The organism is Streptomyces nitrosporeus (assembly GCF_008704555.1).
Classification (GTDB): Bacteria; Actinomycetota; Actinomycetes; order Streptomycetales; family Streptomycetaceae; genus Streptomyces; species Streptomyces nitrosporeus.
In genome coordinates this window covers 3,342,317-3,360,761 of sequence record NZ_CP023702.1, presented here as the reverse complement: position 1 = coordinate 3,360,761, position 18,445 = coordinate 3,342,317, and the positions used below count along the sequence as shown (strand labels likewise).

Annotated in this window: 17 protein-coding genes, 2 pseudogenes and 1 riboswitch; of the genes and pseudogenes, 12 read left to right on the top strand and 7 right to left on the bottom strand. The window is 71.7% G+C overall.

Annotation, left to right across the window (positions count from 1 at the left end; translation table 11 throughout):
- Nucleotides 1-237: 237 nt before the first annotated feature.
- Nucleotides 238-486: pseudogene (locus CP967_RS35415) on the top strand (DUF3263 domain-containing protein); the annotation flags it as partial.
- Nucleotides 487-708: 222 nt separating this feature from the next.
- The gene (otsB, locus tag CP967_RS14825) at nt 709-1,578 is read left to right on the top strand and encodes a trehalose-phosphatase (RefSeq protein ID WP_150488438.1); all 870 of its coding nucleotides are present in this window, start codon (nt 709-711) and stop codon (nt 1,576-1,578) included.
- Between the two features lie 79 nt (nt 1,579-1,657).
- Here the strand turns inward: otsB and CP967_RS14820 are convergent, their stop codons facing one another.
- Nucleotides 1,658-3,034 carry an alpha,alpha-trehalose-phosphate synthase (UDP-forming) gene (locus tag CP967_RS14820; protein WP_150488437.1) on the bottom strand — a complete coding sequence of 459 codons (1,377 nt, stop codon included), beginning with the start codon at nt 3,032-3,034 and terminating at the stop codon, nt 1,658-1,660.
- 83 nt (nt 3,035-3,117) lie between these two features.
- Nucleotides 3,118-4,068, bottom strand: a complete 951-nt coding sequence (locus CP967_RS14815) for a glucosyl-3-phosphoglycerate synthase (protein ID WP_150488436.1) — start codon at nt 4,066-4,068, stop codon at nt 3,118-3,120.
- A gap of 152 nt (nt 4,069-4,220) precedes the next feature.
- A riboswitch (SAM riboswitch) is annotated at nt 4,221-4,348 on the top strand.
- Between the two features lie 18 nt (nt 4,349-4,366).
- Here CP967_RS14815 and thrC point away from each other — a divergent pair.
- The 7 genes and pseudogenes from thrC (at nt 4,367) to CP967_RS14775 (ending at nt 12,355) form a co-directional block, all read left to right on the top strand.
- A complete protein-coding gene (gene thrC, locus CP967_RS14810) occupies nt 4,367-5,665 on the top strand; it encodes a threonine synthase (RefSeq protein WP_150488435.1) in 1,299 nt (432 codons plus the stop codon).
- 29 nt (nt 5,666-5,694) lie between these two features.
- The gene (locus CP967_RS14805) at nt 5,695-5,970 is read left to right on the top strand and encodes a MoaD/ThiS family protein (RefSeq protein WP_150488434.1); all 276 of its coding nucleotides are present in this window, start codon (nt 5,695-5,697) and stop codon (nt 5,968-5,970) included.
- Nucleotides 5,971-6,443: 473 nt separating this feature from the next.
- Entirely contained in the window at nt 6,444-6,650 is a 207-nt protein-coding gene (locus CP967_RS14800) for a cold-shock protein (RefSeq protein WP_003967346.1), read from the top strand.
- Between the two features lie 370 nt (nt 6,651-7,020).
- The gene (gene groL / locus CP967_RS14795; RefSeq protein WP_150488433.1) at nt 7,021-8,643 is read left to right on the top strand and encodes a chaperonin GroEL; all 1,623 of its coding nucleotides are present in this window, start codon (nt 7,021-7,023) and stop codon (nt 8,641-8,643) included.
- Between the two features lie 971 nt (nt 8,644-9,614).
- A pseudogene (locus CP967_RS14785) lies at nt 9,615-11,605 on the top strand (ABC transporter ATP-binding protein).
- Between the two features lie 187 nt (nt 11,606-11,792).
- The gene (locus CP967_RS14780; protein ID WP_229888469.1) at nt 11,793-12,122 is read left to right on the top strand and encodes a hypothetical protein; all 330 of its coding nucleotides are present in this window, start codon (nt 11,793-11,795) and stop codon (nt 12,120-12,122) included.
- Nucleotides 12,119-12,355, top strand: a complete 237-nt coding sequence (locus CP967_RS14775) for a hypothetical protein (protein WP_150488432.1) — start codon at nt 12,119-12,121, stop codon at nt 12,353-12,355. The genes CP967_RS14780 and CP967_RS14775 overlap by 4 nt, the downstream gene beginning before the upstream one ends.
- Before the next feature lie 207 nt (nt 12,356-12,562).
- On the opposite strand, the gene CP967_RS14770 is transcribed toward CP967_RS14775, so the two are convergent.
- Nucleotides 12,563-12,988, bottom strand: a complete 426-nt coding sequence (locus CP967_RS14770; RefSeq protein ID WP_150488431.1) for an aminotransferase-like domain-containing protein — start codon at nt 12,986-12,988, stop codon at nt 12,563-12,565.
- A 49-nt stretch (nt 12,989-13,037) separates the two neighbouring features.
- Between CP967_RS14770 and CP967_RS14765 the strand changes: the two genes are divergently transcribed.
- Nucleotides 13,038-13,211, top strand: a complete 174-nt coding sequence (locus CP967_RS14765; protein WP_190175138.1) for a hypothetical protein — start codon at nt 13,038-13,040, stop codon at nt 13,209-13,211.
- A 347-nt stretch (nt 13,212-13,558) separates the two neighbouring features.
- Here the strand turns inward: CP967_RS14765 and CP967_RS14760 are convergent, their stop codons facing one another.
- The 4 genes from CP967_RS14760 to CP967_RS14745 all read right to left on the bottom strand — a co-directional run bounded on the left by CP967_RS14760 (nt 13,559) and on the right by CP967_RS14745 (nt 17,576).
- Complete coding sequence (locus CP967_RS14760) at nt 13,559-13,729, bottom strand: hydrophobic protein (protein ID WP_150488430.1); 171 nt, start codon at nt 13,727-13,729, stop codon at nt 13,559-13,561.
- A 183-nt stretch (nt 13,730-13,912) separates the two neighbouring features.
- The gene (locus CP967_RS14755) at nt 13,913-15,466 is read right to left on the bottom strand and encodes a PTS transporter subunit EIIC (protein WP_150488429.1); all 1,554 of its coding nucleotides are present in this window, start codon (nt 15,464-15,466) and stop codon (nt 13,913-13,915) included.
- A 44-nt stretch (nt 15,467-15,510) separates the two neighbouring features.
- Nucleotides 15,511-16,506 (bottom strand): N-acetylmuramic acid 6-phosphate etherase, encoded by a 996-nt coding sequence (murQ, locus tag CP967_RS14750; protein ID WP_150488428.1) that lies wholly within the window; start codon nt 16,504-16,506, stop codon nt 15,511-15,513.
- Nucleotides 16,507-16,658: 152 nt separating this feature from the next.
- Entirely contained in the window at nt 16,659-17,576 is a 918-nt protein-coding gene (locus CP967_RS14745; protein WP_150488427.1) for a MurR/RpiR family transcriptional regulator, read from the bottom strand.
- 223 nt (nt 17,577-17,799) lie between these two features.
- Here CP967_RS14745 and CP967_RS14740 point away from each other — a divergent pair, with 223 nt between their 5' ends.
- Nucleotides 17,800-18,168, top strand: a complete 369-nt coding sequence (locus CP967_RS14740) for a hypothetical protein (RefSeq protein WP_150488426.1) — start codon at nt 17,800-17,802, stop codon at nt 18,166-18,168.
- Nucleotides 18,165-18,437, top strand: coding sequence for a DUF4031 domain-containing protein (locus CP967_RS14735; protein ID WP_150488425.1), 273 nt, complete (start codon nt 18,165-18,167; stop codon nt 18,435-18,437). The genes CP967_RS14740 and CP967_RS14735 overlap by 4 nt, the downstream gene beginning before the upstream one ends.
- Nucleotides 18,438-18,445: the final 8 nt, after the last annotated feature.

Genomic DNA, 18,445 nt, shown 5'->3' with positions numbered 1-18,445 from the left:
CGCCCGACGACCCCTAAAAGGTCTAGTCCACTAGCGTGTTTTGTTGCGTACGCATACAAACGGCGGCCGACGAGGCCGGGAACGCGGAGTAGGTTGGTTGATATGACCGAACCCGCTCCGGACCCCGGCCCCCCGGACCCCGAGACACCGGGTCCCGGCACATCCGCCCCCGGTACACCGGTACCGGACACGCAGGGACCCGGCGCGCCCGGCGCCGGTACGCCGGGCCCCGAAGCCCGGGAGACCCCCGCGCCCGCCCCCGCATCGCTCACCGGGCCGGAGCGCTCGGTGCTGGCCATGGAACGGCGGTCCTGGGCCGGGCCCGGCGCCAAGGAACGGGCGATCAGGGAACAGCTGGGCATCTCCCCGGTCCGCTACTACCAGCTCCTCAACGCCCTGCTGGACGACCGCAGGGCCCTGGAGGAGGACCCCGTCACGGTCAACCGCCTCCGCAGGGTCCGCGAATCCCGCCGCGGCCACCGCTGACACCGGGCCATGCGCCCTGCGGGGCCGCCGCCGTCCGGGCCACGCACCCCGCGGGGCCGCCGTCCGGGCCATGCGCCCTGTGGGGCCGCGCCGCTTACCGGGCTCCCCACGCACCCCGCGGGGCCGTCGCCGTACGCCCCCGTCAGGCCGGTCGGCCCGCACGATCCAGCCGCACCCCGCGCCGCGTCCGCCCCGGGCGGCCGCCCCCGATACGCTCGTTGCATGGCCACCCCGGACCACCCCCAGCCCCTGCCGGTCCCGTCCACCCAGGCAGGCCGTGAAGGCCTCGCCGCGCTCCTCGCCCACTCCGGCGACGCGGTCGTCGCCCTGGACTTCGACGGCACGCTCGCCGACATCGTCCCGGACCCGGAACAGTCCCGGGCCCACCCCGGTGCCGTCCCCGCCCTGTCCGCGCTCGCCCCGCTGGTCGCCTCCGTCGCGGTGGTCACCGGCCGCCCGGCGGACGTCGCCGTCCGCTACGGGGGTTTCGCCGGCGCCCCCGGCCTGGACCATCTCGTCGTCCTCGGGCACTACGGCGCCGAACGCTGGGACGCCGCCACCGACACCGTCCGCGCGCCCGCCCCGGCCCCCGGCGTCGAGGCCGTCCGCGCCGAGCTTCCCGGCCTGCTGGAGAGGGCCGGTGTGGAAGGGGCCTGGATCGAGGACAAGGGCCACGCGGTCGCCGTGCACACCCGCCGCGCCGCCGACCCGCAGGCGGCCTTCGACGCGCTGCGCGGCCCGCTGGCGGACCTCGCCGACCGGCACGGCCTGATGGTCGAACCGGGCCGCATGGTCCTGGAGCTGCGCCCGCCGGGCGTGGACAAGGGGGTGGCCCTGACCGCCCACGTACGCGGGATCGGCGCCCGTGCCGTCCTCTACGCCGGGGACGACCTCGGCGACCTCGCCGCGTACGGTGCGGTGGACCGGCTCCGCGCCGAAGGCGTGGCCGGTCTGCTGGTGTGCAGCGGGACCGAGGTCCCCGAGCTCGCCGAACGGGCCGATCTGGTGCTGCCGGGCCCCGAGGCCGTGGTGGGACTGCTCGGCGCGCTGGCCGGCCACCTGCGGAGGGCTCGGGAGCTCCCGGCCGGCTGAGAACCCCTGCCGGCTGAGAGCTCCGGCCGGCCGGGAGCGCCCCGCCGGCCGGAAGCCCCGGGCAGGGCGGGGCGCCCGGTCAGCTCCGCAGCGCCTCCAGCTGGTCCAGGAACCACTGCTGCGGCGGAAGGGCGGTGGCGGCGTCCGCCAGCCGCTTCGTGCGGCCGGCCCGCTCGTCGCCGCCCATGGTCAGCGCCTCGTGGAGGGCCGCCGCCGTGGCCGTCACGTCGTACGGGTTGACCACGATCGCGTCCTCGCCCATCTCCTCGTAGGCCCCCGCCTCCCGGGAGAGCACCAGGGCGCACCCGTGGTCCGAGACGACGGGGACCTCCTTGGCGACCAGGTTCATGCCGTCGCGGATGGGGTTGACCAGGGCCACGTCGGCCAGCCGGTAGGCGGCCAGCGAACGGGCGAAGTCGTCGTCGACGCGGAGCAGGACCGGGGTCCAGCCGGCCGTGCCGTAGGTGGCGTTGATGTCGTCGGCGACCCGCTGGACCTCGGCCGTGTAGTCGCGGTACACCGCGAGGTCCTGGCGCGAGGGGTAGGCGAACGCCACGTGCACCACGCGTTCACGCCATTCCGGGCGTTCCTCCAGGAGCGACCGGAAGGCGTGCAGGCCGCGCACGATGTTCTTGGAGAGCTCGGTGCGGTCGACCCGGACGATGGTCTTCCGGTCCGCCCCCACCTGCTCCCGCAGCGTCGCCACCCACGTGTCCACGTCCGCCTCGCGCGAGCGCCGGCGCAGGAAGTCCGCGTCGGCCCCGAGCCCGTGCACACCGATCCTGGTGCGTCCGGTACCGCCGAGGATCCTCGTGCAGCACTCGGTGAACGAGTCGGCCCAGCGCCGGGTGAGGAACGCGGCGCGGTCGGCGCCCAGGACGCCGCGCAGGACCTGCTCGCCGATGTCGTCGGGCAGCAGCCGGAAGTAGTCCACGGGGGCCCAGGGGGTGTGCGAGAAGTGCCCGATCCGCAGGTCCTCGCGGAGTTCGCGGAGCATGCCGGGGGCGAGGGTGAGGTGGTAGTCCTGCACCAGGACCGCCGCCCCCGGCTCGGCCTCCTCGGCCAGCGCCTCGGCGAAGGCCCGGTTGTACGCCTCGTAGGCCGCCCACTGCCGCCGGAACCCCGCGTCGAAGACGGGCTCCACCGGCGTCTGGTAGAGCATGTGGTGGACGAACCAGAGCACCGAGTTCGCGATGCCGTTGTACGCGTCCGCGTGCACGGCGGGGTCGATGTCGAGCATCCGTACGCCCGGCTCGGACACCCCGCGCCGGACGGCCTCCCGGTCCCCGTCGCCGAGGGCCGCGCAGACCCACACCTTGTCCTCGACGGCGCTCAGGCCGGAGACCAGCCCGCCCCCGCCCCTCCTGGAGCCGATCGAGCCGTCCTCGTGGAGGGCGTACGACACCGGGCCGCGGTTGGACGCGACGAGGACCTGGGCGGAGTTCTGGGCGACCATGTACCCGAACCTAGCCCGTCGGGCAAGCCGTCAAACGTCATCCGGCGGCCGGACCCGCCCAGGCCCCCGGCACGGCCGGAACGCTATGCCGCGTGGCGGGAGAGGTACTCCGCGACCTCGGCCATCGGCGGCCGTTCCACGGTGTCCACCGGATAGGTGAGCGGTTCGAAGCCGTTCTCACCCCGTTCGAACTGGGTGATCTCGGGCCGCACCAGATGGCCCCGGGACAGCCTCAGCTGCGCCGTGCGGTAGATCGTCGCGGCCATCCGCCCCAGTGCCCGGCCGTCCTGATGGCGGTGTCTGCGCACCCCGACGTCGACCTGCGCGAGCGCGTCCAGGCCGACCGTGTGGAGGGCGTCGACGAGGAGGCCCAGTTCCACTCCGTAACCGGTGGGGAAGGGGAGCTGTTCGAGCAGGGAGCGCCGCACCGCGTACTCGCCGCCCAGCGGCTGGACGAAACCGGCCAGCTGCGGCCAGTGCAGGTTGAGCAGCGGGCGGGCCATCAGCTCGGTGACACGGCCGCCCTGGCCTGTGCTCTCACCGAGCGGCCGGTCGTACATGGCCTTGACGAACTGCACGCCGGGGTCGGTGAGCAGGGGGCCGACGGTCCCGGAGACGAAGTCCGCGGAGAAGTCCCGGAGATCGGCGTCGATGAAGCAGACGATCTCACCGCTGGTCACGAGGAGCGACCGCCACAGGACCTCCCCCTTGCCGGGGACGGCGGGTATGCGGGGCAGGATCACGTCCCGGTGCACCACCCTGGCCCCCGCCTCACGGGCGGCGGCGGCGGTGCCGTCGGTCGAACCGGAATCTATGACCACCAGTTCGTCGACCAGCCGGACCTTCTCCATCAGTTCGCGCCGGATCTCCGCGACGATCGCGCCCACCGTCGCCTCCTCGTTCAGCGCCGGCAGCACGACGCTGACGCTCGCACGGTGGGGATCCTTCGCCCGGGCCGTCGTGAGGCGGTCCAACGGACGGTCGGCTGCTGCCCAGGAACGCCTGCTCAGCCAGCGTTCGACCTCTTCCAGCACCGTCGGTACTCCCTGTTGTGTGATCCATCTCGCGGTACGGACGACTCTCTCCATCGCCCGGGGCTTCGGTTACAGTCTTGAGCAACACGGACGGCACCCGCATCCCGGGTCCGGTCCGTGAAAAATGCCCGGACCGTGGTCCGGTGCCATAGCGCTCATCCAGAGGGACTGAGGGAACGGCCCGTTGAAGTCCCGGCAACCCTCCTGCCGACCGCGAGGTCACGGTAGGGAAGGTGCCAATTCCGTCTTGTGGCGAAATACGTCGCAAGGAAGATGAGGAGAAAGGGCCTCCGCCATCATGGCTGTGCAGACTGTTGCAGCGAACACTGATTCTTCCACCGTGGACTTCGGTCCCGCCGCGGCGCTTTCCTGCCGCGAATGCGGCGAGCGTTTCGAGCTCGGTCCCGTTTTCGCCTGCGCGTCCTGTTTCGGGCCGCTCGAAGTGGCGTACGACCTGCCGAGCGGCTCTCCCGAGGAGCTGAAGAAGCGCATCGCCGAGGGCCCGGAGAACATCTGGCGCTACGCGCCGCTGCTGCCGGTCCCGGCGGATGTCGCGGACAAGCCCAACATCAACCCCGGTTTCACCAAGCTGGTCAAGGCCGACAACCTCGCCCGTGAACTGGGCGTCACCGGTGGCCTGTACGTCAAGGACGACTCCGGCAACCCGACGCACTCCTTCAAGGACCGTGTCGTCGCGATCGCCGTCGAGGCGGCCCGCGCCTTCGGCTTCACCACGCTCTCCTGCTCCTCCACCGGCAACCTCGCCGGCGCCGTGGGCGCCGCGGCCGCCCGCGCCGGCCTGCGCTCCTGTGTCTTCATCCCGAAGGACCTGGAGCAGGGCAAGGTCGTCATGGCCGCGGTCTACGGCGGCGAACTCGTCGGCATCGACGGCAACTACGACGACGTCAACCGCTTCTGCTCCGAACTCATCGGCGACCCGCTCGGCGAGGGCTGGGGCTTCGTCAACGTCAACCTCCGCCCGTACTACGGCGAGGGCTCCAAGACCCTGGCGTACGAGATCTGCGAGCAGCTCGGCTGGCGGCTGCCCGACCAGATCGTCATCCCGATCGCGTCCGGATCGCAGCTCACGAAGATCGACAAGGGTCTCCAGGAGCTGATCAAGCTGGGTCTCGTCGAGGACCGGCCGTACAAGATCTTCGGCGCCCAGGCCGAGGGCTGCTCCCCGGTGTCCACCGCCTTCAAGGCCGGCCACGACGTGGTGCGCCCGCAGAAGCCGAACACCATCGCCAAGTCGCTGGCGATCGGCAACCCGGCCGACGGCCCGTACGTCCTGGACATCGCCCGCCGTACCGGCGGCGCGGTGGAGGACGTGAACGACGAGCAGGTCGTCGACGCCATCAAGCTGCTGGCCCGCACCGAGGGAATCTTTGCGGAGACCGCGGGCGGGGTGACGGTCGGCGTGACGAAGAAGCTGATCGAGGCGGGCCTGCTCGACCCGTCGCTGACCACCGTCGTGCTGAACACCGGTGACGGGCTGAAGACCCTCGACGCGGTCGCCCCCACGACCGGCCTCACGGCGACGATCCGGCCCAGCCTGGACGCGTTCCGCGACGCGGGCCTCGCCGCCGCCAACTGACCACCCCGGGACCGAAGGAAGGCACCCACATGAGCGTCAAGGTCCGTATCCCCACCATTCTGCGCACCTACACGGGCGGCCAGGCCGAGGTCGAGGCGGAGGGCGCGGTCCTCTCCGAGGTCATCGAGTCCCTGGAGAAGAACCACCCGGGCATCGGCGCCCGCGTCCTGGACGACCAGGGCAAGCTGCGCCGCTTCGTGAACGTCTACGTCAACGACGACGACGTGCGTTTCGAGAGCGGCCTGCAGACGCCCACCCCGGACGGCGCCGGAATCTCGATCATCCCGGCCGTCGCCGGCGGCTGAGCCCGGGAGCCGTGCCCTCGCCGGACCCACCGGTCCGGTGACGGCGGCCCGGCACGTCCCCTCCGCTCCGTACGAACACAGTTGCCCCCTCCGCGAGAGAAGCGGAGGGGGCAATTCTGCATGGTTGAGCACGGTACAGTTGGGGAAGCCCCCTCCGCTGCCCATGCCGCCCGCATATGAGAATGCGCCCGGCCGCGACAAGATGCAGCCAAAGTACGTGTACGTCTTGAGTGATAAGTGGCCTTTGTCAGGCCCGACTTGCCCTGGAATCTCCTCCGATTTCCGCATCCGGGCGTTCAGCTGCGCTCAGAATTCTCGTCCGATTGACCTGTTGCAGAGGGCAGTTGGACAGATACATTCAGCCGCGGTCGACGCGTTCCGACGCACGCCACCCTCTCCTGTCGGAGGGTGACTTCTGACCCGGGCCCGCGAAGTGCGGGCTCGTGCAAGGGCCAGTAATAGGGGAGTTAGGCATGGCTCAGGGCACCGTCAAGTGGTTCAACGCGGAGAAGGGGTACGGCTTCATCGCGGTCGACGGTGGTGCGGATGTTTTCGTCCACTACAGTGCGATCCAGATGGACGGGTACCGCACCCTCGAAGAGGGTCAGCGAGTTGAGTTCGAGATCTCGCAGGGCCAGAAGGGGCCCCAGGCGGACATGGTCAAGCTCGCCGTCGGCTGAGCTCGGCGCGTCGGTCGACAACACTACTCACGCACGCAGGGCCCGTACCTCCGCAGGGAGGTACGGGCCCTGCGTGCGTGAACGGCGCACCGGAGCGACCCGGCCGCCCGCGGCGGGAAGAAGGCCCCGCTCCCGCCCGTCGCCCGGCCACCACCCCGGAGGGGAGCCTTCTTCGAAGGCGCTTGCACTCGGAGGGGTCGAGTGCTAATTATTGGCGTTAGCACTCTCCTAGTGAGAGTGACAGAACTTGGACCGGGCCGGTGAGGCCCGCACGCTCCGTGGGGCAAGGAACCACTGGGCAGGCAGGCCGTCCGTCGCGGGCGCCACTCGGTCCGGAGCAATCCACCCCTGTCCGGGAGGACCACTTCACATGGCCAAGATCATCGCGTTCGACGAGGAGGCACGGCGCGGTCTCGAGCGCGGGATGAACCAGCTCGCCGACGCCGTCAAGGTCACCCTCGGCCCCAAGGGCCGTAACGTCGTCCTCGAGAAGAAGTGGGGCGCGCCCACGATCACCAACGATGGTGTTTCCATCGCCAAGGAGATCGAGCTCGAGGACCCGTACGAGAAGATCGGTGCGGAGCTGGTCAAGGAGGTCGCCAAGAAGACGGACGACGTCGCCGGCGACGGTACGACCACCGCCACCGTTCTCGCTCAGGCGCTCGTCCGCGAGGGCCTGCGCAACGTCGCCGCGGGTGCCAACCCGATGGCTCTGAAGCGTGGTATCGAGAAGGCCGTCGAGGCCGTCTCCGCCGCCCTCCTGGAGCAGGCGAAGGACGTGGAGACCAAGGAGCAGATCGCTTCGACGGCCTCCATCTCCGCTGCCGACACCGAGATCGGCGCCAAGATCGCCGAGGCCATGGACAAGGTCGGCAAGGAAGGCGTCATCACCGTCGAGGAGTCCCAGACCTTCGGTCTGGAGCTGGAGCTCACCGAGGGTATGCGCTTCGACAAGGGCTACATCTCGGCGTACTTCGCCACCGACATGGAGCGTATGGAGACGTCCTTCGACGACCCGTACATCCTGATCGTCAACTCCAAGATCAGCAACGTGAAGGACCTCCTTCCGCTGCTGGAGAAGGTCATGCAGTCGGGCAAGCCCCTGCTGATCATCGCGGAGGACGTCGAGGGCGAGGCCCTGTCGACCCTGGTCGTCAACAAGATCCGTGGCACCTTCAAGTCCGTCGCCGTCAAGGCCCCGGGCTTCGGTGACCGCCGCAAGGCCATGCTCGGCGACATCGCCATCCTCACCGGTGGCACCGTCATCTCCGAGGAGGTCGGTCTCAAGCTGGAGAACGCCGGCCTGGACCTGCTCGGCAGCGCCCGCAAGGTCGTCATCACCAAGGACGAGACCACGATCGTGGACGGGGCGGGTGACAGCGAGCAGGTTGCCGGCCGCGTCAACCAGATCCGTGCCGAGATCGAGAACTCCGACTCGGACTACGACCGCGAGAAGCTCCAGGAGCGCCTCGCGAAGCTGGCCGGCGGCGTGGCCGTCATCAAGGCCGGTGCCGCGACCGAGGTGGAGCTCAAGGAGCGCAAGCACCGCATCGAGGACGCGGTGCGCAACGCCAAGGCCGCCGTCGAGGAGGGCATCGTCGCCGGTGGTGGCGTGGCTCTGCTCCAGGCCACGGCCGTCTTCGAGAAGCTGGACCTCACGGGCGACGAGGCGACCGGCGCCAACGCCGTGAAGCTGGCCCTGGAGGCCCCGCTCAAGCAGATCGCCGTCAACGGTGGTCTCGAGGGTGGCGTCATCGTCGAGAAGGTGCGCAACCTGCCGATCGGTCACGGCCTCAACGCCGCGACCGGCGAGTACGTCGACATGATCGCCGAGGGCATCCTCGACCCGGCGAAGGTCACGCGCTCCGCCCTGCAGAACGCCGCGTCCATCGCCGCGCTCTTCCTCACCACCGAGGCCGTCATCGCCGACAAGCCGGAGAAGGCCGCCGCGGCCGCTCCGGGCGGCATGCCGGGCGGTGACATGGACTTCTGATCCTTTGGGATCAGCGGTCCGGCTGGCCCTCCGGGATCAGCGGCTCGACGGGAGCCCGGCACCGCGGAGTCACACTCCGCGGGGCCATGGCCCCTCGCACCACCTGTCCGACGCCGGCCCCCGGGATTCGTCCCGGGGGCCGGCGTCGTTCCGCGTTCCGGGGGTGCCCCGGGATGCTCCCGGGCCACAGCCGCCCGCATTTTGGTTGCTTGTGCAACAAAAATGCGGGCGGCTGTGGCCGGATGAGTACGTGAAGTCGCCCCGCGCCGCCGCGGTGCGCCGGTGCGGTGGCGCGGACCAGGGCCGGTGCCCGGCGCCCGAGCGGGGCGAGGCCGTGACAAGGCCGTCCGTGCGGATGGCAAGGCTCTTGAGGCGGCTTCGGTACGGTCCTGGCGACAGGCCGGGTGCCGGTGGGGCGGCTGGTCGCGGGTGACCGGACGAATGATCAGGCCAAGTTCCGAAAGTTCATCGCGGTCGCACATAACCGGCCGGGAAGCGGAAATGATGGGCCTGGCACTCACACGCTGCACATCGGTAACTCCGGTTACGCGGTTGCCGAGATGACGATGCCCCGCCGCGGTTGTGTGCCCGGCGGGCTCACGGTGCGGGTCGGGTCGCCGCCGCCTTCGTCCTGGCCCGGTCGCGTCCGGGAGGCTGCGCCGGGTGACGGCCCGCATCGGGCGGGGTGCGCGTCCCGCAGCCCACGGCGACACCCTGGAGCTGTACGGGAGCGTGGTGGGCACCAGCCGCCGTTGCGCGGGCGGTTACGGCTGCCTGCCCCGCTCCATCGCGGTCGTGCCGGTCGGTCGGCCGGATGCCGGGGACCTGGTCCGACTGGTGCGCGGGTGCGCGGACCACGCCGCCGTTCTCCCCGCACGCCTGGGCGCAGGCGGGGAGAACGGCCGGGGAGCAGGCGGAGGCCGCCGACCTCCGTCCGCTGACGACTGTCTCGGCGCACGGAGGGGGACCGGATGGGCACGACGACACGGCGGGCGGACCGGGAAGAGCCGGAGGGCCAGGAACCACCGGACACCGAGGGCGCGTTCACCGGCACGAGGGCGTCCGGGGCACACGGCCCCCGGACCGCCGGGACCGGGCCGGCCGGTCCGGGGGTGACGGGATGGGGGCCCGGGGGGCCGCCTGACACCCCGCCGATACGGCTGCTGCTGGACCGGATCCGCCCGCACCGGCGGGTGCTGGCGGGAGCGGGCGTGCTGTCGCTGGCCGGGTCCGGAGCGGGTCTGGCGATGCCCCTGATGGCCAAGTACACCGTCGAGGCGTTCGCCGAGGGGGGATCGCCCGCCGGGCCGCTCGTCGCGCTGACCGCGGTCGTCCTGGCCGGCGCCTGCCTCTCCGCGGCGGGGCGTTTCCTGATGGCGCGTACCGGCGAGGGGGTCGTCCTGCGGGCACGGGACCGCCTCGTCGGACACATCCTGCGGCTGAGGGTGCCCGCCGTCGACCGTATCGCCCCGGCGACCTCCAGTCCCGCGTCACCAGTGACACCACGCTCCTGCGCACGGTCCTGTCCAGCGGTGTCGTCGAGTCGGTCAACAGTGTGCTCATGCTGGCCGGGATCGTCGGCTTCATGGCCTACATGGACCTCACCCTGCTCGGGGTCACCCTGCTCGTGGTCCTGGCCGTCGGGGTGGTGACCGGTCTGCTGATGCCGAGGATCCAGCGCGCCCAGCTCCAGGCCCAGGAGTCGGTGGGCGCCATGGGGGCGGCCCTGGACCGGGTGCTCCAGGCATTCCGGACGGTGAAGGCGAACGGCGCCGAGGAACGGGAGACCGTACGCCTGGCCGAGGCGGCCCGTGACGCCCACGACCGGGGGGTGACCGTCGCCCGCTGGTCCTCCGTCTCGGACGTCATGATGACGATGTCCGTACAGCTCGCCTTCCTGGCCGTTCTCGGGGTCGGCGGGGCGCGGGTGGCCTCAGGCTCCCTGGAGATCTCCTCACTGATCGCCTTCCTCCTCTACCTCTTCTATCTGATGGGCCCGATCGGCGGCCTCGTCGAGGGCTGGACGGGGCTCCAGAGCGGCCTGGCCGCCGTACGCCGTATCCACGAGATCGAGTCCCTGCCGTCCGAACCGGCTCCGTCCGAACCGGCCCTGCCCGTGCCTGCGCTGCCTGCACCGGCACCGTCCGTACCGGTTCAGTCCGTACCGGTTCCGTCGGTCGTCGGCCGCCCGGAGGCGGGTCCTCTGGGGCTGTCCTTCCAGGACGTCGTCCTCCGGTACGACGACGAGCGTCCCCCTGCCCACCGGGGCGTCACCTTCGATGTGCCGGCCGGTGGCCTCGTCGCGCTGGTCGGCCCCTCGGGCGCCGGTAAGTCCACGGTCTTCGCCCTGCTGGAACGGTTCCACGAGCACCAGGCGGGCACCGTCACGGTCGGCGGACTCGACATCCGGGACTGGCCGCTGGCCGGACTGCGCGCCTCGCTCGCGTACGTCGAGCAGGACGCCCCGGTGCTCGCGGGCACCCTGAGGGAGAACCTGCTTCTCGCGGCTCCGAGGGCGACCGGCGAACAGATCGCCGAGGCCCTGGCCCGGACCCGGCTGGACGCCCTCGTCGACCGGCTGCCCGAAGGACTGGACACGCCGGTCGGGCACCGGGGGGTCACCCTCTCCGGCGGCGAGCGGCAACGCGTCGCCATCGCCCGTGCCCTGCTGCGCCGCCCGCGGCTCATGCTGCTCGACGAGGTGACCTCGCAGCTGGACGCCGTCAACGAGCAGTATCTGCGCGATGTCGTCGTCTCCCTGGCGGGACGGACGACCGTCCTGGTCATCGCGCACCGGCTGTCCACCGTGGTGCACGCCGACCGCATCGTCGTGATGGAGGAGGGGCGGGTCCGCGCCTCGGGCACCCACACGGAACTGGTCGAGGAGGACGAGCTCTACCGTGAGCTGGCCACGACCCAGCTGGCCACGGCCCGCCACGGGGGTGAGAGGCAGGGGCGGTGACCCGGGGGCACGCGCCCCGGTGACGTGCCCGGTGACGTGTCCGGCCCGTGCCCGGGGATGTGTCCGGCCCGTGCCCGGCCGGGCGGGCCGGCGCGGGGAGCGATGGTGCCCCGCCTCTGCCGGTCGCGCTCCGCATCGTCCGTGAATCAACCACGCTGTGTATGCATAGCCGCTACGTAGCGTGGAAATGGGGAAGATCATGATGACGGCTACGGAACGGCGCGACGAGGCAGCGGGCAGAGTGCGGGCGGCGGAGGACGCGGTGGCGCGGCTACGCGCAGGGCTCGCGGAGGCCGGTGTGAAGCTGCCCTCCCTGCGGGTCGACCCGGTGTCGTGCGCGGCCAGGGAACCTCTGCCGCTGGTGGATCTGGGCCGGTGCACGGTGGACACGGTGCTGCGGCTGTGCGCGGTGATCGAGGAGCGGCACGACGCGACACCCGCGCCCGAGCCCACGGCGGTGCGGGAGACGACGGTGCCGGGGGCGCGTAAGGCGGCAGGCGGAGGCGGCCGCTCATGACGGTGGAAGGGCTGGAGCCGTGTACGCCCGAGCCGGGCACCTTCGCGGTGGACAGCCGGGACGGGCGGGTGGGCCGGGTGATAGGGCGCGTCGGACCGTATGTGCAACTGCGCCCGCCGGGCGGCGGCGCGGAGTGGGACTGCCCGCCGGAGTCCGTCCGGCCCGCGTCGCCGGGGCTGGTGCTGCGGGCCAGGGTCACGGAGATCAACCGGAAGGGGCAGCTGCCGCGATGAGCGGCGAGCGGTGAGGACCGGAGTGGCGGGACGACGGGGCGCGGCACTTCAGCGGGGCGGAAGCGGCGGAGGCGGGGGACGCCGGGCGCCCAGGAGCGGACGGGCGGAGACGCGGCGGGGGCGGTGGGCAGCGGGGGCGGCGGGGAGCCCGTCGCCCGGGGAAGGTGAGACCGGGGAAGGCGAGGCCGGAGCAGGCCGTCCGGGCGTTCAGAGGGCTGTGACGCCACTCAGTGCTTCGCCGAGGAGCGCGACGGCCGGGGGTGTCTCGGTGTCGCTGATGGTGCCGTACCCCAGGACGAGCGCCGGTCCACCCGAGCCCGCAAGTCGGCAGGCGTCCAGGTCCGTCAGGCGGAGTCCGGCGGACGAAGTGGCGCGTACCGCCGCGTGCGTGCCGGTGCCGTCCGGGAGGTACGGCAGGATGTGCGGCCCGGCGGCCGTGCCGGACGCCCGGCCCTGCGGCACCCGGTCCGCGAGGGTGTGGACCAGCAGGTCACGACGGGAACGGAATCTTTGCCTGGCCGCACGCAGGTGCGCGTCGTACCAGCCGCGGTCGATGAAGGCGGCCAGGGCGAGCCGGTCCAGGACCGGTGGCACGGGGGCGACGGGGTTCGCGGCCCGCAGCGCCGGAGCCATGGCGACGGATGCGGCCGGCCGGCCCGGGCCGAGGGCAGGTGACAGGGTCTTGCTGACCGGTACGAACCGCAACCAGGTGGTGCTGTCCTGGCCGGCCGGAGGGAGTCCGGCGGCGACGCCGGTCGTCGGCGTCGGCACGACCGGGCAGCTGGACGAAGCCTTCGCGGGGACGGCACTGGAACTGACCGCAGAGCAGCGCGCCCGCCTCGACTCGGCGGTGTGACGGCCGGCCGGTACCGCACACCCGCCGGGAGCGAGGGCCGGCCCGAAGCGTTACGGCTCCGGGGCCGTGGGCATGGCTCTACGGGCTTCGGCGGGGCGTACCGGCGTATACGCGCGGGGCCCGGCGCTGCGGAGCCCCGGAAACGCGGAGTGCTGGAAGCGCGGGCTCCGGAAGCACGCGGCTCCGGAAGCACGGAGCCCGGGAAGTGCGCGGCCCCGGAAGCACGGAGCCGCGGAATGCGGGAAGTTCATTTCTTTGAGGGTCCCGGCAACGGGAAAAGCGGGCGGCACCGGATATCTGTATACACCCGGTGCCGTCCGCTTCCGTGCCGGTGAAAGAGGGCATTTCTACCAGCGATACCACCGGCCACGACGGCCGTTGCCCGCCGTGGGACGGACGATGAATCCGATCAGCCAGACCACCAGGACGATGACTGCGATCCACCACAGTGCCTTGAGTGCGAAGCCCGCACCGAAAAGGATGAGAGCGAGCAGCAGAACGAGAAGCAGGGGAACCATAGTTATCAACCTCCGACACTTCTGGTGCCCCTGAAGCCATTTCTTACACACGGAGTTTTTCTGGTTTATCGGAACGGTGCGGTGCGGGGGCGGAGGGCGGGCGACCGGGGCCGGAGTACGGGTAGCCGGGGCGGGGTCCGCCGCCCCTCACCTCGCTGAGCCGCCCGTCCTCGGCCCCGGTCCTCAGACCCCGGCCGGTTCCTTCGCTCCGGAGTCGCCGGGGTCGCCGGAGTCGCCGGGGCGGTCGCTGCCACCGGTGCCCGTCGTGCGGCTGCCGGATGCCGCGACGGTGGAGGGTGCCGGTTCCTGCGAGACGTTGAACTCCTCCAGCAAGGACTTGCTGAAGCCGAAGAAGTACGTGGCGACGAATCCCGCGATGTAACCGGCCACCAGGCCGCCCGCGTAGACCGCGACCGTCGTGCCCAGACCGCGGTTGCCGTCCAGGAGCGGGAAGAGGGCCCAGCCGGACGGGCCGATGGCCGTGGAGCCCACCGCGTCGCCGAGCTGGTTGAACAGGCCGACGAACGCCCCGCCGAACGCACCGCCCACACAGGCCGTGACGAACGGACGGCCCAGTGGCAGCGACACACCGTAGATCAGCGGCTCGCCGACCCCGAGCAGGCCTGCGGGGAGCGCCGACCTGACGGTCCTGCGGATCGATTCGTTGCGCGGCAGGCGCAGGTAGACCGCGGCGGCCGCACCGACCTGGCCGGCGCCGGCCATGGCCAGGATCGGAAGCAGGACGGTGTATCCCTGCTGCTCGATCAGGGTGGTGTGGATGGGGATGAGAGCTTGGTGCAGACCGAGCATCACCAGGGGCAGGAAGAGCCCGCCGAGCACGAAGCCCGCTCCCGCGCCCCCCGTGGAGAGCAGCCAGTCGGCGAACGTACCGATGGCGGAGGAGACCTCACCGGCCACGTACATCAGGCCGAAGATCGTGACGAGGCCGGAGATCAGGACCGTCAGGGTCGGGGTGACCAGGACGTCCAGGGCTTCGGGGACCCAGCGGCGGCACCACTTCTCGACGTACACCGCGAGGACCGCCGCGCCGAGGGCACCGAGGACACCGCCCTGGCCCGGGGACAGGGTCTGGCCGAAGGCGTCGATGTCGGCGACCCCGGGGAAGACGATGATGGCGGCGACCGCACCACCCAGGATCGGCGTGCCGCCGAACTCCTTCGCGGTGTTGTAGCCGACGAAGACCGCGATCAGAGCCATGAAGCCGGACGCCATGGCGGCGAGGGCCGGGGTGACGGAAGGCAGCAGGTCGAGGTTCACCAGCAGGCCGTTGAGGCCCGCGATGATGCCGCACCCGATCAGGGCGGGGATCAGCGGGACGAAGATGTTCGCGATCCGGCGGAGGAACAGCTTGAACGGCGTGGCGTTCCGCGCTTTCTGCTGGGCCTTGATCGCCGCACCGCGGTCCGCGAGCTCCTCGGACGTGGGGGCGGTGGCGTCCGCGGGGGCGGCTGCCCGCTCCTCCTCGACCAGGCGTTCGAACTCCGGCGTGACCCGGGCGACGGCGCCCGGTCCCAGGACGATCTGGTACGTGTCGTCCTCGACCACGCCCATGACGGCGGGAAGGGCCTTCAGCGCCTCGTCGTCGACGAGGGAGCGGTCGTGCAGCCCGAGCCGGAGCCGCGTCATGCAGTGGGCGATCGAGCCGACGTTCGCCGCGCCACCGACAAGGGGGAGGAGCGCGGCGGCGGTGGCACGGTTCTTGTCTTCAGTAGCCATGGTGCGTGGTGCCTTGCTGTGCGGGGAGCGGTGCCGGTGGTGCGTCAGGTGGTGCGTACGGCCGCGAGGGCGGCTCGGAGGTGACCGTCGGATTCGGCGAGGAGTGTGGCGGCGGTGGGGCCGTCGACACCCCCGAGGATGGTGAGGACGGCGTTCTTCACCTCGCCGTCGGTGGCGGCGAGTGCCGCTTCGATCTCCTCGTCGGAGGCACCGGTGGCGAGCGACACGATCCGGCGGGAGCGGGCGCGCAGCTTCTCGTTGGAAGCCCGGACGTCGACCATCAGGTTCCCGTAGGTCTTGCCGAGCCGGATCATCGTGATCGTCGAGATCATGTTGAGGACCAGCTTCTGCGCGGTGCCCGCCTTGAGACGGGTGGACCCGGTCAGCAGCTCGGGGCCGACGACCACCTCCAGACCGTGTTCGGCGGCCGCGGCGAGCGCCGAGTCCGCGTTGCACGAGAGACCTATGGTGAGCGCGCCCTTCGCACGGGCGTGCTCGACGGCTCCGACGGCGAACGGGGTGCGCCCGGAGGCGGAGATGCCGACCACGGTGTCCTCGGCGGTGAGGCCCAGCCGGTCCAGGCCGTCCGCGGCCAGCTCCTTGCTGTCCTCGGCGCCCTCGACCGATGTGATCATGGCGGACGGGCCGCCCGCGATCAGACCGATGACCTCGGAGGGGTCGGTGTTGAAGGTCGGCGGGCATTCGCTGGCGTCCAGGACACCGAGGCGGCCCGCCGTACCGGCGCCCGCGTAGATCAGCCGCCCGCCACGTGCCATGCGCGCGGCGGTGGCGTCGATCGCGGCGGTGATCTCCGGGAGCACCCGGGAGACGGCGACGGGGACGGTGCTGTCCTCGCCGTTCATGATGCGGGCTATCTCCTCCGTGGGAAGCCGGTCGATCTCGGCGAACTCCGGGCGGAACGCCTCGGTGGTGAGCGTGGCGAGCTGTGCCCGCAGCTCGCCGTAACCACCGGAGGCGGCGGAGGCCGGGGCGGTCGCGTCGGGGGCTGCGCCGGAGGTGGCGTCGGTGGTGGGGGTCATGGACGGCGGCTCTGCTTTCTCGTTCTCAGGCGGGTGCGGGTGCGGGTGCGGGTGCGGGTGGCGGTGGTGGTGGGTCCGGGGGGCCGGGAGCCCGGGTCCGGAGGGGCTGCGGCTTCGAAGCCGGCGGTTTCGGAGGGCCGGCGGCTCCGGGGTCAGCGGCTCCGGGGCGAGTGACGGTGGGCGAGGGCCTCGTACGACGCGGACAGCGCGGGTGCCGCCGTCTCGTACGTGCTCTGCGCCACCCCTATGAACAGGCAGTCCACGACCAGCAGCTGGCTGGTCCGGCTGGACATGGCGGCGGGGCGCAGCTCGCTCTCCCGGGCCGTGGAGGTGGTCAGTACGTGGTCGGCGTACTGCGACACCGGGCTGTCCGGGCGGCCGGTGATGGCGATCGTCGTCGCCCCGCGGTCGAAGGCGACCCGGAGCGGCTCTATGACGTCGCCGGTGGACCCGGAGTGGGTGATGGCGATGGCGACGTCTCCGGAGCGGAGCTGGACGGCGTTGGTGACGGCGAGGTGCGGGTCCGTGTGGGCGTGCGCTATCAGGCCGATCCGGAGCAGTTTCTGCGCCAGGTCCTGGCCGACCAGCGAGGAGGCACCGACACCGTAGACGTCGATGCGGCGGGCGGTCGCGGCGGCGGCGACCGCCGCGCCGAGCTGGACGGTGTCGAGCCCGGCCGCCGTGTCGGCGAGGGTCTGCTGCTCGTCGTAGGCCAGCTTGGCGACGACGTCGGCGATCGGGTCGTCGACCGCGATGTCGGCGGTGACCGCTGGAGCGCGGCCGGACTGCTGGTGGGCGGCGAGTCCGGCCAGTGCCAGGCGCAGGTCCCGGTAACCCGGGTAACCGAGGAGGCGGGCGGTGCGGACGACGGTGGCCTCGCTGGTCCCGGTGAGCTCGGCGAGACCGGTGACGGTGAGCGCGGCACACCCGGCGGGGTCCCCCGCCACCGCTTCGGCGACCCGCTGCATGGACCGGGTCATGGACGGGGCGAGGGTCCGCACCTTGGCGGCCAGGGCCGCCGGAGCCGGCGGGGAGTCCGCGCTGAAAATTTCCTTCACGTCATTCGTCACGTTTGAAAGATATTTTCAACCCGGTACCTCGTCAACCCTCTTTGGTCCCTACCTGTGGAAAAACGTTCCTCCTCGTGGCCGCGCCCCTGGTCGCACTTCTGGCCGCACTTCTGGCCGCGCCCCTGATCGCACCGCGACCGCCCTGGCGGCGGGGGCGGGCGGAGGAGGCGTGGAGCAGGGGAGGGAGGCGAAGGCGAGGGGGCGGGGGGAGGACAATGGGTCCATGGAGTTGAACCCCTTGGAGCAGGCGCTGCACGCGGCACGCGCGCTGGTGATGGCCGATCTCGTCGCGGGTGACGTCGCCGATGCCCAGATCGTCTCGCTGGTCGAGGACGCGGTGACCCACCGGCGGTGGTGGGCCGAGCAGTGGCCCGAGGGCGTGTCCTTCGTGACCGGCCTGATCGCCCAGGACGTCCAGGACGCCCTGCTGGAGCGCTACGGCCGCTGGCCGCTCTGCCCGGTGTGCACGGAGGGCGGGCCGCACGCACTCGACGTCGAACCCGAACTGGGCCCCGATCCGCACTGGGTGTGCACAAAGGCGGCGGTCGCCATCGCCCCGGTGGGGGGCCTCGCCGGAGTGCTGCGCCGATGACCGTCTACATCGACCCGCCCACCTGGCCAGGGCACGGCCGCATGTGGTCGCACCTGGTCAGTGACGAGTCGTTCGAGGAACTGCACGCCTTCGCCGCCGCCATCGGCTGCCCGCCCCGCGCCTTCGAGCGGGACCACTACGACGTACCTGAGGCCCATTACGCCGACGCGGTGCGCGCGGGCGCGAAGGAGGTCGGTTCCAAGGAGATCGTGCGCCGGCTCACGGAAGCCGGGCTGCGGCGCCCGAAGGGCCGCCCCGCGCCGGCGTAGCCACCGGC

Bases quoted from the DNA above. Each gene is read 5' to 3' on its own strand.
- otsB (WP_150488438.1), top strand. From the start codon at position 709: ATGGCCACCCCGGACCACCCCCAGCCCCTGCCGGTCCCGTCCACCCAG.
- CP967_RS14820 (WP_150488437.1), bottom strand. From the start codon at position 3,034: ATGGTCGCCCAGAACTCCGCCCAGGTCCTCGTCGCGTCCAACCGCGGC.
- thrC (WP_150488435.1), top strand. From the start codon at position 4,367: ATGGCTGTGCAGACTGTTGCAGCGAACACTGATTCTTCCACCGTGGAC.
- CP967_RS14805 (WP_150488434.1), top strand. From the start codon at position 5,695: ATGAGCGTCAAGGTCCGTATCCCCACCATTCTGCGCACCTACACGGGC.
- CP967_RS14800 (WP_003967346.1), top strand. From the start codon at position 6,444: ATGGCTCAGGGCACCGTCAAGTGGTTCAACGCGGAGAAGGGGTACGGC.
- groL (WP_150488433.1), top strand. From the start codon at position 7,021: ATGGCCAAGATCATCGCGTTCGACGAGGAGGCACGGCGCGGTCTCGAG.
- CP967_RS14780 (WP_229888469.1), top strand. From the start codon at position 11,793: ATGGGGAAGATCATGATGACGGCTACGGAACGGCGCGACGAGGCAGCG.
- CP967_RS14775 (WP_150488432.1), top strand. From the start codon at position 12,119: ATGACGGTGGAAGGGCTGGAGCCGTGTACGCCCGAGCCGGGCACCTTC.
- CP967_RS14770 (WP_150488431.1), bottom strand. From the start codon at position 12,988: ATGGCTCCGGCGCTGCGGGCCGCGAACCCCGTCGCCCCCGTGCCACCG.
- CP967_RS14760 (WP_150488430.1), bottom strand. From the start codon at position 13,729: ATGGTTCCCCTGCTTCTCGTTCTGCTGCTCGCTCTCATCCTTTTCGGT.
- CP967_RS14755 (WP_150488429.1), bottom strand. From the start codon at position 15,466: ATGGCTACTGAAGACAAGAACCGTGCCACCGCCGCCGCGCTCCTCCCC.
- murQ (WP_150488428.1), bottom strand. From the start codon at position 16,506: ATGACCCCCACCACCGACGCCACCTCCGGCGCAGCCCCCGACGCGACC.
- CP967_RS14740 (WP_150488426.1), top strand. From the start codon at position 17,800: ATGGAGTTGAACCCCTTGGAGCAGGCGCTGCACGCGGCACGCGCGCTG.
- CP967_RS14735 (WP_150488425.1), top strand. From the start codon at position 18,165: ATGACCGTCTACATCGACCCGCCCACCTGGCCAGGGCACGGCCGCATG.